Origin of the sequence: Sphingobacterium sp. ML3W, from assembly GCF_000747525.1 — a bacterium.
Taxonomy (GTDB): Bacteria; Bacteroidota; Bacteroidia; order Sphingobacteriales; family Sphingobacteriaceae; genus Sphingobacterium.
Map to the genome: position 1 here is coordinate 3,526,489 of NZ_CP009278.1, position 15,102 is coordinate 3,541,590.

11 protein-coding genes are annotated in these 15,102 nt (G+C 35.5%); 6 read left to right on the forward strand and 5 right to left on the reverse strand.

What is annotated here, in order from left to right; genetic code table 11:
- Window positions 1–89 precede the first annotated feature (89 nt).
- The 3 genes from KO02_RS24140 (at window position 90) to KO02_RS15140 (ending at window position 1,776) form a co-directional block, all read left to right on the forward strand.
- On the forward strand, window positions 90–479 hold the full coding sequence (locus KO02_RS24140; protein ID WP_235212268.1) for a KilA-N domain-containing protein: 390 nt from the start codon (window positions 90–92) through the stop codon (window positions 477–479).
- A 30-nt stretch (window positions 480–509) separates the two neighbouring features.
- Window positions 510–692 (forward strand): hypothetical protein, encoded by a 183-nt coding sequence (locus KO02_RS24145; RefSeq protein WP_235212269.1) that lies wholly within the window; start codon window positions 510–512, stop codon window positions 690–692.
- Window positions 693–1,014: 322 nt separating this feature from the next.
- Complete coding sequence (locus tag KO02_RS15140) at window positions 1,015–1,776, forward strand: CPBP family intramembrane glutamic endopeptidase (protein WP_038699590.1); 762 nt, start codon at window positions 1,015–1,017, stop codon at window positions 1,774–1,776.
- Window positions 1,777–2,036: 260 nt separating this feature from the next.
- On the opposite strand, the gene KO02_RS15145 is transcribed toward KO02_RS15140, so the two are convergent.
- Together KO02_RS15145 and KO02_RS15150 are read right to left on the reverse strand one after the other, a co-directional pair.
- On the reverse strand, window positions 2,037–3,395 hold the full coding sequence (locus KO02_RS15145; protein WP_038699592.1) for a TlpA family protein disulfide reductase: 1,359 nt from the start codon (window positions 3,393–3,395) through the stop codon (window positions 2,037–2,039).
- Between the two features lie 425 nt (window positions 3,396–3,820).
- Window positions 3,821–4,978, reverse strand: coding sequence for a TlpA family protein disulfide reductase (locus tag KO02_RS15150; RefSeq protein ID WP_038699594.1), 1,158 nt, complete (start codon window positions 4,976–4,978; stop codon window positions 3,821–3,823).
- An 879-nt stretch (window positions 4,979–5,857) separates the two neighbouring features.
- Between KO02_RS15150 and KO02_RS15155 the strand changes: the two genes are divergently transcribed.
- The gene (locus KO02_RS15155; protein WP_038699596.1) at window positions 5,858–7,075 is read left to right on the forward strand and encodes an enolase C-terminal domain-like protein; all 1,218 of its coding nucleotides are present in this window, start codon (window positions 5,858–5,860) and stop codon (window positions 7,073–7,075) included.
- A 314-nt stretch (window positions 7,076–7,389) separates the two neighbouring features.
- Here the strand turns inward: KO02_RS15155 and KO02_RS15160 are convergent, their stop codons facing one another.
- Entirely contained in the window at window positions 7,390–8,439 is a 1,050-nt protein-coding gene (locus KO02_RS15160) for an alpha-L-fucosidase (protein ID WP_038699598.1), read from the reverse strand.
- Between the two features lie 546 nt (window positions 8,440–8,985).
- Window positions 8,986–11,316: a GH92 family glycosyl hydrolase gene (locus KO02_RS15165; RefSeq protein WP_038699600.1), complete on the reverse strand. Its 2,331-nt coding sequence runs from the start codon at window positions 11,314–11,316 to the stop codon at window positions 8,986–8,988.
- Window positions 11,317–11,543: 227 nt separating this feature from the next.
- On the opposite strand from KO02_RS15165, the gene KO02_RS15170 reads away from it, so the two are divergent.
- Window positions 11,544–12,854, forward strand: coding sequence for an amylo-alpha-1,6-glucosidase (locus KO02_RS15170; protein WP_144243339.1), 1,311 nt, complete (start codon window positions 11,544–11,546; stop codon window positions 12,852–12,854).
- 64 nt (window positions 12,855–12,918) lie between these two features.
- Here KO02_RS15170 and KO02_RS15175 read toward each other — a convergent pair whose 3' ends face one another.
- Complete coding sequence (locus KO02_RS15175; RefSeq protein ID WP_038699604.1) at window positions 12,919–13,653, reverse strand: GntR family transcriptional regulator; 735 nt, start codon at window positions 13,651–13,653, stop codon at window positions 12,919–12,921.
- Between the two features lie 95 nt (window positions 13,654–13,748).
- Between KO02_RS15175 and KO02_RS15180 the strand changes: the two genes are divergently transcribed.
- Window positions 13,749–15,071: a sugar porter family MFS transporter gene (locus KO02_RS15180; RefSeq protein ID WP_038699606.1), complete on the forward strand. Its 1,323-nt coding sequence runs from the start codon at window positions 13,749–13,751 to the stop codon at window positions 15,069–15,071.
- Window positions 15,072–15,102 lie beyond the last annotated feature (31 nt).

Here is a 15,102-nt window from a genome sequence, read left to right on the forward strand (position 1 = left end):
ATCAAGATAATGACAATGACTTTATTTCTTTAACAGATATTGCGAGACACAAAGATCCTGATCATACTGATGATATGATAAAGAATTAGATGAGAAATAAAAACACATTAGAATCTCTTGGGATATGGGAAAGCGTTTACAATTCCAATTTAAATTATGGCGAATTCGCCATAATTAAAAGCCAAGCTGGCCTGAACAGCTATAAGCTAAGTGTCAAAGAATGGGGTGAAAAAACAAATGCAATAGGTTTGAAAGCCACAGCTGGAAGATATGGTGGAACTTTTGCGCATAAAGACATTGCCTTTGAATTTGCATCATGGATATCCATAGAATTCAAACTATATATCATCAAAGAATTTCAACGTTTAAAAGAAAATCTAATACCTAAAGAAATCACAAAGCAACAGGCTGATCTTGTATACGCCAATGAAGCGGATTTGCTTAACACAGCTCTTTTTGGTATCACAGTTAAGGAATGACGAAAAAGTAACCCTGATATAAAAGGAAATATGCGAGATGATGCAACAATAGAGCAACTGGTTGTATTGAGTAATCTCGAAAGCATAAATGCTTTACTCATCCAACAGGGATTGTCACAGAGTAATCGACTTATTGAATTGAATAGGGTAACAATCACGCAGATGAAATCTTTAATGGAGAGTGGGGCGCTTAAAAATTTGAAGAAGAATTGAAAATGCAATTCAAAGATTAAAGCTGAAATTCAAAGAGCAACTTAGATAGTCTTCTTTCCGTACGGCGTACTTAAGAATGAGGCCATCGTATTTAAGATGATTAAACAGCTTATCACAGTTTGTGACAAGCTCCCTGAGGGGATAAAAAACAACCTCTACCTAAATAGATACTTAAAGATAGTGTATTTGAAAACAGGTGCCACCCATTCTAAAATAATGGAAAATATAGTCATTAAAATTGTTGTTGTTGTTGTTGTTGATGAAAGCTAAGGTTAATAAGGAGAATTAGGGATAGTAACTAATCGTTGATTATAAATAAATTATGGAAAAGAATACATCATATAAAAATGAACTAAAACCCTTTTTTAGTAACCTATTTGATTTGAACTGGAAGTTCGGACTATTTTTAATTCTTATTATTTGCATCCCTCGCTTTATATTGGTTTTAAATGCAAATGCTACAGCAAACTACGGCTACATTGGACTAATAATGATCCTATCAGCATTAGCGCCATTCATCTTTTTAAATAAGCTTGGCAGAAGAAAAATAGGCTTGACAAAGCCTAAGAAATATAAATGGCTTTTATTAGCATTTATATCAGGACTATTTGCAAGTATTGTCCTTTATACAATGGGCTACTTTTTATATGGAAACTCTTATGAAAACTGGTATCAATATATTGCTAAGTCATATAATATTCCGGCAGGAATAAATCACTGTGATAAGACTATATTGTTTATCATAATGGCAATTACGGGGATGATTTTCAGCCCAATTGGTGAAGAATTATTCTTTAGAGGCATTGTGCATGAGAGTTTCTCAAAATCGTTTGGCGACAGAAAGGCCTCTATTATTGATGCATCGGCATTTGCGATCACGCATATTTCACATTTCGGCTTGGTATTCCTCAATAATAAATGGCACTTCTATATAGTGCCAACAGTAATTTGGGTATTAAGCATGTTTATAGTTAGTATCTTATTTTTTCATTTCAGGAAACGGTCTGGCTCTATTTTAGGTGCGGTAATATGTCATGCAGCATTCAACTTAGGAATGATTTTTTGTATCTTCTATCTCTTGTAATATTTAAATTCTTTTTATTCAGCCCTTTCCTACCCTTTTGCTGACTAAAGAAAAGTTGTGCTTTGCTCTTACCTGTTTTTACAGCTGCAAGGTGCTATTTGTTGATTAATTTCACCATCTGCTGCTTATAGAATACACCGTAACGTGCTGAAATATAAATCATTTTGTTTTTGTATATGTCAGTATTATTTTTTTTAAACAATTAGCTTTTCAAATTTGATTTTGATAATCACCAATTCAAATAAATATCCATTATGTTCCTATAATGCATTGAAATAATCTTGGATTATTTTTGAAGAACTATTTGGAGCATCTAGGATGAAAACATTAAAATCCTCATCAATAATAATATACCTTGGAATGCTTACGACGTTATACATCGAAAGCGATTTAAAACTACTCCACCCTTCAATTACAGATATCTCTTTATTTTTCAGAAATGTCAACCATCTCTTTTTATCACTATCCAATGATATAGATAAAAAAATTCCTTTGTCTTTATACTTTTTTGAAAGTTTTTCAAAATCAGGTTTCTGCACAAGACATGGTTCACACCATGTGGCCCAAAGGTCGATAAATATTGATTTTCCTTTATAATCAGATAGCTTTCGCTTGTTGCCATCAGAATCCTCAAAATCAAAATCTACTGCTTTCATCCCCTTAATTAAATTTGAAACTGTAGAAAGTTTATTCAAAACAGCATTCCTATAATCTTCATTAGGCATTCCAATGATATCTTTTTTCAACTTATTCAAAAGAACCACATCATTAGTTTTCATTGCCTGGTCAATTTCGGAACTTAGTTGACTAAATTTCGACCATTGAATTATTGGCTTTAACTTTCTATTTTCGGTGTTAAATTTTATTATAGTAGAAAGGATATATCTATAGTTTATTAAAGCTAAATATTTTTTATCTGTAAAATTATAGGCATATTGTTCAATAATTGGAATCGCCGTGGAATGGTAATTTTTAAGTTCTGGTATGGAATCAAGTCCCTGCTTTATTCCAAACATTCTTTTATAATATGACCTTAAATGAACCAAACTAATGATTACATCAGCTTTAATTCGAGCAGTCTCCATATAATTAAATGATTTAGAAACATTGGTCAATTTTCCCAACTCAACATTTCTTTTCTGTTCCTGGGACAAAATAAACTCCAGGTTTTCCTCCAGTTTACGTCTAATATTTTTTCCTCCTTCCAAATAAGAAGCAGACTTATAATATGGGTTTCCACTCAGATACTTTTGTATATCCGCCCCATCTCCGCTGAATTTGGAGATACTTGGATCCTCTATATCTATAACCATATTTATAGAATCATTAGGTGAAATAAATAATGTATTGGAACCTATATCGTAATAATCTGCTTTATCAAGTATGATATTGATATAAAAATGACCCGTACTATCAGTCGGTATATACTGACTATTTGAATAATTCAATAGCTCACTAGTTTCATCGGCTCTATACAGCGTTATACCTTCTCCCTTATTACCTTTAATGACTCCTACTAAAATAGCATGATTACTAATATTGGCAAAACTGTTATTGCAGAGAAAAAACTGCACTATAAAAAATAAAAACTGAAGTAGACTAAATACTTTTTTATTCATACTGATAATTGTAAAAATAACAAACAAAAAGAGAGTATGTCCGTTCTTTTAAACACCCTCTTAATGACCTAACTAACTTATAGTTCCATTTCCATTTTAACCACAAGCTTTATAACTTATTGCAGGATTTGTAGCGCAATCATAGGTCAAACAGCCCTGCCCCCTACCTGTACATGATCCAAGTGAACCTCCACAAACATCTATACAGTCGTCTCTGTTGGACTCTCATCCGTTGTTCCACCAGTATTAACTGTCAAGAACATTTTTCAATTACTCACGAGATAGTGATTCCAGCTCATTAAGATTTAAGTTTTAAAATGAAATTTTTTCATAATTTTGTGCATTAGTTTTTATAGTTTGTCATTCACTTATTTATACCCGATAGCATAGGAAGATCATGATAGTGATGGCAATTGCTACTGGCGTTAATTCGCCCTAACAATAGCACGAATTCTATCCATATCAAGTTTTCCACCATTTTTATAGTAAACGATCTTGCCATTTTGATCTACCAATAAGAGTGTTGGAATACTGCTAATTCCCAGCGAATCGCTCAATGAACTACTTCTATCCAAACTATGAACCCAGTCCATCCTGTGCTCCTTTATACTATTGAGAAAACTAGTTGAATCTTTATCAATGGAAATACTTACTATTTTCAACTCATCTGTCGAGAATTGGTTGCGCAATGCCTTTATATCTGGAATTTGTTGCAGACAAGGTGTACACCAACTAGCCCAAAAATCCAGTAAAACGAAATGTTCTTTTGGATCCTTAAGATGAATTGCAACCCCATTGATATCTTTAATATGAATATCGGGCATAATTTCATTCTCTTGTAAAAGAACAGGCGATATTTTCTGCTGCAATCGAGCAATTATCTGTTTTCCCTCGCCAGTATTTCTAAATTCTTCAGGGAAAGTATTGTTATAATATGCTAACAACTTACTATAATATTCAGAATCATTTTCTATTAAACTGGCCAATGTAAGTACTTGATCTTTGAAATAGTAGAAGGAGAAAAAGTCATTGGCATATGGAGCAAGATAATCCATTGATTTAGCATTTATAACTTTAACTATATTAGTAAGTTCATATTTAACAGAATCATTAGTGCGAATCTCATGACCATGCTTTGTAAACAGATCGTTCAGTTTTAGCACTTCCGCTATTTGTCCCCTTTTCAAGCTACTGTATATCTCATTTGAAACGGTATCATAAATAGCTGTAACATTTGTACTCCCATCATAATAAAATGGGTCTGCAGTTTTGCTTTCATCAAAATAAAGGTTAAGAACAGCGATGTTACTATCTACAAAAAATTTTTTATAATATTTCCGATCATATACAACAGAGAAGGTCGGGTAGAGTGTATGAATTTCTTTATCAACGATAATAGTAGAATCTCCTTGAGTTAGGTCAAGTACATCTAAAATGACTCCATCGTCAAAATGCACTACCAATTTTTCTTTATCAATACCACTTAGATTGATGTTAACTTTAACATGGCCTTGTCCATACACGAAAGCAGAAGACGACAATAATATTGTTAAAATAACCAAGAATTGTGCTCTAGTAACCATAATATAGTAATTTGTTAAAAATATTGTGACAGAATAGGTGTGATATGGGATAATCTACAGGAATATAAAGAAGATGATTTAACATAAAATTTGAATAAGACTCGATATTTGTTAAAAAATAGCAACATACAGTTTGTAAATCATTTTCTTTCTTATTTTGAATAAGAGAAAATATGCTCATTAACTGTTGAGTTTATAATTATCTTAAATGTAGGGATATATTATATAAAAAATACTTAAGAAAAAGTTAAATTGAACTTTGTATGTATTTTCCTAGATAAATACTAGTATTCTGATTTTTCCGGATATTCTTGATAGGGGTAACATTGATACAGAAAATATTAGATAAATTCTATCCTCAATTCAATGACCGTGACTAGAAAGATGAATTATTTAAAGAAATAGTAGCCTATATTTAATCCGCCATTAAAAACAAACTCTCGGATGAAACATACGAGAGAATATTCTTTTATCCAAATAGTTAGGTAATTCATCAATCTCATCCAAGTACTTCATCAGGTACATCCATTGATCCATGAGGGTAGGTAAATCGCGCTAACGGCGGGGCACTCGAACCAATACAGTACAAAATATCCGTAGCCCCTACTCCAAAAAATGCAACCTTGCGAAAACGGCTGGAGAATAACCTCATTTCAAAACTGAATATGTAGACCTATACTAAACCGTTCTATTTAGAAAATAATGATACGATTTGGGAATCGATTGAAACAAATATGCTATAAATAGTTTTATTTTTTAATGTAACTTTCATAATCTATTATAAACCACATAATTACACGTCATAGTATTTCTCAAAAAAATAATGAAAGATTTAAAAATAAGCAACTGGCTAATTGCAAAATTCAAAATAAAACAAACATGAAAAGAAGAACATTTTTACAGGCTCTAAACTTGGGTATTGCATCTGCAACATTATACAATGGTGCAGGACAAGCCATGTCATTAACATCTATCGTGGACAATAAATTGCTAGAAAAGGAATTGTCGTATCACCGGATACAGGAAATTAAATATTCTACTGTTCAGATGAAATACCCTCGTCTTGTGGGGAAAAATGCTCGTCTCGACCTACACGGTTATGGTCCTAATGTAGAAATATGTTGTATCAGGACGGACCAAGGTGCTATGGGGTGGGCATCACTCCGTGGATCAAGAAAAGATGCAGAGCAGATAGCGAAAGAACTGGTGGGTAAAAAAGTATCGGAGCTTTTTGCATCCAATGTGGGTACTTTGGAAGATAGACATATCCCTTTTGACATGGCTCTCCATGATCTTGCAGGAGTAATACTGCAGAAGCCTGTTTATGAACTACTGGGTCGAAAAAAACCTTACACTACTGATTACTATAGTGGTATGATCTATTTTGATGACCTAGAGCCATCAGAAAAGCCTGCGGGTATCGACCGTATACTGGAAGAATGTCGATATGACTATGAAGTGGGATATAGACAATTCAAGCTAAAGATTGGGCGGGGTCATAAATGGATGCCCTTCAAGGAAGGCCTACAACGAGATATCGACGTAACCAATGCCGTTGCTAAAGCTTTTCCTGATTGTGGTATTTTAGTAGATGGCAATAATGGTTTTTCCGTTGATCAATTCATCCAATATCTTAAAGGTATTCCTTCCGTAAACCTATTTTGGATAGAAGAACCATTCCATGAAACCGTTGCCGATTATCAAAAGTTGAGAGGTTATATAAAAGCAGAGGGAATAAGCACGTTATTAGCAGATGGAGAAGCTGACCCTGATCCAATCCTGTTAAAAGAACTATTTGAAAAGAAACTTTTGGATGTGCATCTTACCGATATCGAAGGTCTTGGATTTACAAACTGGAGAAAGTTGATGCCAGAATTAAAGAAAATGGGTGCTCAGGCCTCCCCACATGCATGGGGGTCTTTACTCAAGACATATTATACGGCACATCTAACAGGGGGACTTGGCAATACAGTCACTATAGAGGGTGTAACGAGTACATCGGACGATGTCGATCTATCTGGATATAAGATAAAAGATGGTAAATTGATTCCGCCTCCAACTGCTGGTTTTGGAATGCCTCTTTTGAAAAATATATGAGAATCAATTTTGTGTCCTTAAATTTTCATAGCTAATAAGTCAACTAAATAGGCTATTATCCGTCTCATAATAGCTATGAGGCGGATACAGGAGATATACAACATAGTCGTTATAACGTTAATGAAAAACAATAAAAGCCATTCTTGTCAGAATAGGTTTTATTGTTTAATATATTAATAAGGGAGATTTATTTCTATAATGTTTCGAAGAGATTGCGAGTCTCTTCAAGTGAAAGTCCTTTAACTTTAGTCGTTTTAGTTTTTAAAAAATATAGATAATAACCTTATATAAACGGCCTCTTATATTTGTAACCGCTACAGACCTAGATTTACTTTTAGTTTCTGCAATACTTCTACATCCGAATCTTTTACTCGCCCCTCGCGATTAGGACCAACATTTAAAATCAGAATATTATCCTGAGCAGTTGCTTTTGTATACAAATCCGCTAATTCTTGTACCGGACGTGGAGTATTATCTTCTGTATGATAAAACCACCTTTTGCCCAGAACTACTGTTGTCTCAAATGGCATATAATATACCTGACCTTGATGTATGAATAATTTCGGGTCTTGGGTTTTTGGCAGATAGGGATCGCCTAATCGAAAATCACTTGGAAAATAGCGGATAGGAAAATATTCCTGCTGATCATCTGGCAGTACTGGATGCTGGTCTACATTTTTCGGTGAGCCAATGGTCCAATTTACACCTACTTGACATTGCGGAGCACGTGCTTTAACATTGGAATAGATCTGTTGTATAGGCCAACGGTAGTTTTCCTTTTCCCATCCGCCATCTAACCAGAGTTCGACTACTTTGGTATGCTTTTGCGTCATTTCTATCAACTCGTTGATTTGATCCAGCATATATTTATTGTAGGCAAAATCGGCTTTCACATCCTTGACATTTCCATTTTCTTTCCGATCCCATAAGGAATAGTATAATCCCAAGCGTATCCCCTGTTTTTCACATTCTTTGGCTACGGCCGCTATGACATTGGTTTTATTCCCTGAATTGGCCACGTCATACTCAGTATATTTACTATCCCATAAACAAAAACCTTCGTGATGCTTTGCGACAAGAATAATATATTTCATACCTGATTTTTTGGCTGTAGCAACCCATTGCTTAGCATCTATCTCTGTCGGATTATAAGAAGTAGCTGGTTTAGATCCGTCGGTCCATTCTTCATTGTGAAATGTATTGATACCAAAATGGACGAACATGCCATATTTACGTTTGATCTGTTCCAGCTGATGCTTACTGGCTTGTGTAGATGATGTCGGCATATGTACCTTAGACTGCCCTAAAGAAGAAAAACCCATGCTCAAGAGCATCATGATAAGTATTTTGTTTTTATTGATCATAATTTGCTTAGGAATCGATTATATATTTATAGGTTATAAAATGGACAAACAGTTTAGACAACTTAGGAGCCATTCAGTAAAATTATAAAAATATTGACCGAAAAACTGCTACAATATTACCAAGGATAGACACTTTATTAACACATGCTGCATACTTATCCTCAAACACTATTAAATCAAACAAACTACCAACACATGACGTACTGCTTATTAAGCATAATCAACAATCAACCTGGTTTCAGGTCGGTCCAAGTAATCTGTTAACTCTTCTTTATAAGAAAAAGATGAAGATCATCTGGAGCGAGCTCTACCCAACCGGTTACTGGTTTATTTGTCATCCAAATAATATGGCTAAATTTCCTTTGACACCCTGAATATAGGGCAAGTGCGTTATGTTGATATCATCGTTTTGTTGGGCAAGACTTCTATTTGTAAAAAATATAAAAATTCAAAACAGCAAATCGCAGCTGTATAAAAACGAAAAAAGGTCTATATCTCCATTCAAGAGACATAGACCTTTGCCAATAACAGTAACAACCGTGAACCTTATTTATTCTTTAAAACAACTTCCATCTTTCCTCCTTTTACCAAATCTTCAAATGGCAGTTCCAAACTTGACAAGGTTTTCCCATTCAACTGAATTTTATCCAGATAAATATTGTTAACATCCTGATTTTTAACCTCAATCTCAAATTTACTCTTACGTAGTGCTTTTGGCAACTGAATGGTTACCCGATCAAACAAGGGTGCGCCGATTTGAAAAGACGGTTTTTCAGATGTTAAACTTCTCACATCAAACAACCCCATACTCGACAAGACATACCAAGCTCCCAATTGCCCTTGATCCTCGTCCTGTCCGAAACCATATCCGTGCACAGGTTCAGTACCATAAAATTCATTACAGATTGCACGCACCCATTTTTGACTCAAATCAGGACGTCCGGAAAAATAAAACAACCAAGAGATGTGCAAATTAGGTTGATTACCATGATTATAAAGACTTTCAATACCCGCAAAAGCATCGATATGTGCACCACCACCAAAGATATTGCGTTGTGAGACCGTAAATATGCTGTCCAATCTGCTATTAAACAAGTCAGATCCAACTAGTTTTACAAGCTCTTGAGGAGCATGCGGAACGTAGAACGTGTATTGCCAAGCATTACCCTCTTGAAAACCACGCCATGATTCATAAGGATTAAAGTTTTGAATAAAAGCTCCTTCACTATCCTTAGGGCGCATAAACTTAGTCGATGGGTCGTATAAAGTGCGCCAAGCATCGGACAATTTATTTAAAATGCCGTAATCTGATTCACGCTTCAATGATTTGGCAAACTGTGCTGCGGCAGCGGCAGAAAAAGCGTATTCTAACGTATGTGATGCTCCAAAAGGTGAACCACTCGTTAATAGTTCTGGATTACCGGTCTGATCTTTCACATAGGGTGAATATCCTTTTTGAACAAAAACACCCACATCCAATTTTCCTGCTCCTGGAATCCGTCCTTCTGACTCCAATTCATTTTTACGGACAGCCTGATAAGCTAAGTCAATATCGTAGTCCCGTATACCTACATTATAGGCTGCCGCAATGGCAAGCCCTGTAAAATTAGTTCCTACACCCGACACATATTTACTATTTGCAATACCATCTCCCAACCAGCCTGCATCTTTATATACCAGCAATTGGCTTTGAATCCAATCGTTATAATAATCGGGGTATGCAATAGACCATAATTGTGTTAGATTCCAAAAGGCACCCCATATGGCATCGGTATTATAATGATGGTGCACCGGAATACCTTTCGTATTTAAAGGTATTTGTCCGACACTACCATCATTCTTAGGATAAGCACCATTGACATCACTAGCCAATCCTCTTCCTAATAAGGCATGATAAAGTGCTGTATAAAATTTGGTGCGATCTTCTACACGACCGCCTTCAACAAGAACGCGTCCTAATTCTTTATCCCAAACCTGAAGAGCATTCTTCTTCGCTTTTTCAAAGTTTAACTTTTCAGCTTCCTGAAGCAAGTTTAGTTTCGCATTTTCAACGGAAGTATAGGAAAGACCGGTTTTCAACTCAATTGCTTCACCAGACTTCATTTTAAACTGCAAGTAAAGCCCTGCCCCCTTACCTCTTATTGTTTTTTTATCAGTATAAATTGCAGCATCCAGAAACGTGCCATATGAGGCCGGTAATTTATCGACCTCTGCATAAAAATACATTTTCACGTTTGCTCCCTTTTGGTATTTCTGAACATATAGCGGACTTGTGACCACATAACCCCAGATATGTTGTTTGTCATAACTGACCTCAGCATCAATCACTGGTCCACTTTCCCCCATCACATGACCGATATCGAAAATCACATTAGCTGAATCTGTTTCAGGAAAAGTATATTTATTAAAACCAACCCTTTTAGTCGCTGTTAATTCTGCTTGAATACCGTAGTCCTTGAGTTTGACACGATAATAGCCCGATGTGGCAAATTCATCTACTTTATCAAATGCTGAAAGGTAACCACTATGGGGTACATCCAACTTACCAGCATTAGTTTTTATTTTACCAACAGTTGGCGCAAAGACAACTCCCCCGATTTGAAATTCATGAAAATGAGGAAAACCTGCTATTGTATGGTGTCTATCATCATAACCAACCGCTTCCCAACCTGAAGGATTACCGTAACTTCCATCAGTACTTGGCGCTAACTTGGCCATTCCGAATGGTACTGCTGCTGGCGTATAAAAGAAATATCGACTATGCGCAGATCCGATATTTGGTTTTACATATTGGGTTAAATGCTGTTTCTGTTGTGCGTAGGACCTTGTATTACAGAACAAGATTGCTAAGCAATACACGAATATTAATTTTACCATTTCGATCAATTAGGTTTATACACAAACTTATAAAATAAATTTTAAATGTATAGACATACATTTAAATTAAATTCAAAAACTCGTTATTCAGAACATGGAGTTATATCATGAATAAATGTAAAATTATGAATATCACACAAATTAAAGCTTTAAAATTAAAATTATAGGTTGATTTTTCATACTTTTGAATGTACATACATACTAAATAAACCAAAATTTAATCCATTATGAAAAAAAGCATACCAATTCTTTTCATCACGCTATTGATAGCAAGCTGTACATCTAAACAAAAAAGGGATGATATTCAACTCGCAAAAACTATTTTAGCAGATCAAAATTTAATATTTGTCGATCGCTTAGCTAGACAGGTTATTAAAGAAGGGTTTAATGCAGGAAGTGGTTATTCTCAAATATGGGCACGTGACCTCAATACATTTATCGAAACTGCGCTAGAAGAACGCTCTAAAGAAGAGGTTAGAGGTGCTATATTGGTGTTCTTTAAGATGCAACAGAAAAATGGCGAAATGGTTGATGGGTATGTCTTAAAAAAAGATTTCACTTGGCATGATGACACTCCTTATTATTCAGAAAATGACCCAGAGCATGTAGGATTTAAGAATACTGTCGAAACTGACCAAGAAACGTCGCTTATCCAACTTTTGGGTAAATATATCGCAAAAACCAAAGACTATAGTATTCTAGAAGAAACCATTGGAGGCATAACGGTTAAGGATCGAATTCAGTTGATGATAGATTACTTAAACAGAGAACGTTATAACAAAGAGTACAACCTCTTATGGGGTGCGATGACAGCAGATTGGGGGGATGTACAACCACATGATGATTTTGGATGTGATTGGAACAATCTTTCGAATGAAGCGATCGATGTATATGACAACGCCATGTACATCATCGCCTTGAAAACGCTTATCGATATCATGCCCGATAATCCAAAATTGACTGAATGGAAAAATTTAAAAAAGGAAATTGAAACCAATACGATGAAGCATTTGTGGGATAAAGAGCAGCAAAAATTCATTCCACACATCTATCCTAAAGATTCTCCACTACCAGAAGGCTTTGACGAAAACAAGATCCACTACCACGGAGGTACAGCTATAGCCATAGAATCGGGGCTTTTGAGTCAAAAAGAAATAAAAACTGTAAATGACCAGATGCTGGAAAATGTACGTCTGTCCGGTATGCCTAGCATTGGTCTTACCTTATACCCAACCTATCCAGAAGGCTTTTTTAAAGGCTGGATGTCCAAACCATATGCTTATCAAAATGGTGGAGACTGGACTTGGTTTGGAGGAAGAATGATCCAACAATTGGTTGTAAACGGCTATACAAAAGAAGCGTATGAAGAGATACAGCCAATGATCAATCGAGTAGTTAAAAACAAGGGATTTTATGAATGGTACGGCAAAAATGATGTTCCTAGCGGCTCTGGAAAATTCAAAGGCTCTGCAGGAGTGCTAAGCAAAGCTATTCAATTAATGAATGTTTGGGCTAAAGAAACCTTAGACAAAAAATAACAGAGTAGCATAACAATGGATCTGGCAAGATACTTACTGATAAACCAGATCCAATGTTATGACATTAATAATCACGTCTACTTTCTACTGTATACGTAAAGCTTTCCGCACGATAATAGCCCAGGTTATATTCAATGGGCCGACCTGATTGATCAAAAACAAATCTTTTACGTGACAGAATAGGTGCACCTATCGCTATTTCTAATTTATCTGCGATAAATTTATTGGCTGCCACTGCGTCAAGCTCTTCTTGGGAAAGATCAGCTACAATGTGAAAATCGGATTCCAATATTTCATATAGTGGACGTTTAAAATCTTCGTCTCCAGTCAGACCAATACGGGGGTGAAAATAAGAGATAAAATAAACAAATGGGTCATCTTTTTTTCCCCGCAACCGTTCTAGCTTGAGTAATTTTAAATCTTGAGGTATATCAAAAAACTGAGAAATTGCCTTATCTGGAATTTCCCAACTAACATGAAGTTCAAAATTCTTCACTTCGATTCCCCTGTTTTTCATCTCTTGCGAAAAACTAAGCCAATTCTTAGATTTAGAGCTGAATTTAGCGTTTGCTACTTTCGTACCAATCCCTTTCTTCCTGATTAACAAGTCTTCATAGACCAATTTATTAATCGCTAATCGCAAAGTCGAACGCGAAATAGCCAATCGTTTCGCCAATTCAATTTCATTTGGCAGTAATTTTCCATCGATATATTCAGGCAATTTGATTAGCTCTCTTAACAATGCCTCTGCCTGTAAATGTAAAGGTATGGGGCTTTTATGGTCTATTTTTAGATTCATCGCTTTTAGTACTTAAGCTAAAGTAAGTTTTTTTGCATTATTAAAAAAATAAATATATGTTTGTATGTATATACATACAAATTATAAACCTTGATATGAATAGATTTTTCATCCTTATTCTATGTATCGTTTCTTTAGGTGGGCTTCTTTTTGGATTTGATATGGCTGTTATAGCTGGCGCATTACCTTTAGTAAAACAATTCTTCGGACTGACACCAAACCAAGAGGGGATATTCGTTAGTTCAGCCTTGATTGGTTGCATTGTCGGCGTGCTTTTCACAGGGAGTTTTAGCGATAAATATGGTAGAAAACCAGTACTTACCGTAGCGTCAATATTATTCTTAATTTCAGCCATAGGTTGTGGAGTCAGCTCCACCTATCTAATGCTTATTATCTTTAGGAGTATTGGCGGTATAGGTGTTGGCATTGCATCCATTGTGGTTCCCCTTTACATAGCTGAAATATCTCCAAGCCAATTTAGAGGTAGAGCCGTCACGACCTACCAACTCGCCATTACATTCGGTATTCTAATCGCTTACGTCAGCAATTATCTACTTATTCAATACCTTCCTTCACAGAACCAGGGATTATGGCGCGTCATGTTCTTAGTTGGAGCAATTCCTGCTATATTACTCTCAATTGGTGCTTATTTTGTTCCTGAAAGCCCGCGCTGGCTATTAAAAGTTGGCAGAACTGATGATGTCACAAAAATTAATACTAAACTTAATCTTCCTGATCTGCATGAAAGCGTGCCAGAAAGTAAGGGCAATCTAAGGGATCTTTTTTCACCGATATATAGAAAGGCATTCCTACTAGGTATTTTATTACCGCTATTCTCCCAGTTAAGTGGCATTAATGCCATTGTATACTATGGGCCAACCATTCTGTTGGACTCAGGTATTTCGATGAGCAATTCCTATCATGCACAGTTGTTTTTTGGTCTAGCGAATGTACTATTCACTTGTTTTGCAATTTGGAAAGTAGATAGTTGGGGAAGACGCCCTCTTTATATTTTCGGAACATTAGGGGCAACGCTCAGTTTAATCGTCACGGGCTATTTGTTTACACAAAATCAGGAAATCAACAATACTGCTCTTATCATTTCGATTCTTTCTTTTATGTTTTTCTTTGCTTTTTCTATTGGCCCGCTCAAATTTGTGGTTGCTTCTGAGATTTTCCCAAATTCTATCCGCGCGCGTGCTATGGGGATCAGCATTTTAGTCATGTGGATTTCAGACGCTATTATTGGACAATTGACACCCATGATCTTAGACTCCTGGGGAGCCCGTTATACCTTTTGGCTATTTGCTTTCTTCTGTGCTATTGCTTTTATAACAGTACTGATATTTTTACCCGAAACAAAAGGTAGACCTTTAGAGGAAATAGAAAAATATTGGAAAGATAAAGCCAGCAAATAAGCAACAGATACCTTCAACAGATTTCAAAAAT

Excerpts from the sequence above, each read along its gene's own strand:
- KO02_RS15180 (WP_038699606.1), top strand. The coding sequence starts at position 13,749 with ATGAATAGATTTTTCATCCTTATTCTATGTATCGTTTCTTTAGGTGGG.
- KO02_RS15175 (WP_038699604.1), bottom strand. The coding sequence starts at position 13,653 with ATGAATCTAAAAATAGACCATAAAAGCCCCATACCTTTACATTTACAG.
- KO02_RS15170 (WP_144243339.1), top strand. The coding sequence starts at position 11,544 with ATGAAAAAAAGCATACCAATTCTTTTCATCACGCTATTGATAGCAAGC.
- KO02_RS15155 (WP_038699596.1), top strand. The coding sequence starts at position 5,858 with ATGAAAAGAAGAACATTTTTACAGGCTCTAAACTTGGGTATTGCATCT.
- KO02_RS24145 (WP_235212269.1), top strand. The coding sequence starts at position 510 with ATGCGAGATGATGCAACAATAGAGCAACTGGTTGTATTGAGTAATCTC.
- KO02_RS15145 (WP_038699592.1), bottom strand. The coding sequence starts at position 3,395 with ATGAATAAAAAAGTATTTAGTCTACTTCAGTTTTTATTTTTTATAGTG.
- KO02_RS15140 (WP_038699590.1), top strand. The coding sequence starts at position 1,015 with ATGGAAAAGAATACATCATATAAAAATGAACTAAAACCCTTTTTTAGT.
- KO02_RS15160 (WP_038699598.1), bottom strand. The coding sequence starts at position 8,439 with ATGATCAATAAAAACAAAATACTTATCATGATGCTCTTGAGCATGGGT.
- KO02_RS24140 (WP_235212268.1), top strand. The coding sequence starts at position 90 with ATGAGAAATAAAAACACATTAGAATCTCTTGGGATATGGGAAAGCGTT.
- KO02_RS15150 (WP_038699594.1), bottom strand. The coding sequence starts at position 4,978 with ATGGTTACTAGAGCACAATTCTTGGTTATTTTAACAATATTATTGTCG.
- KO02_RS15165 (WP_038699600.1), bottom strand. The coding sequence starts at position 11,316 with ATGGTAAAATTAATATTCGTGTATTGCTTAGCAATCTTGTTCTGTAAT.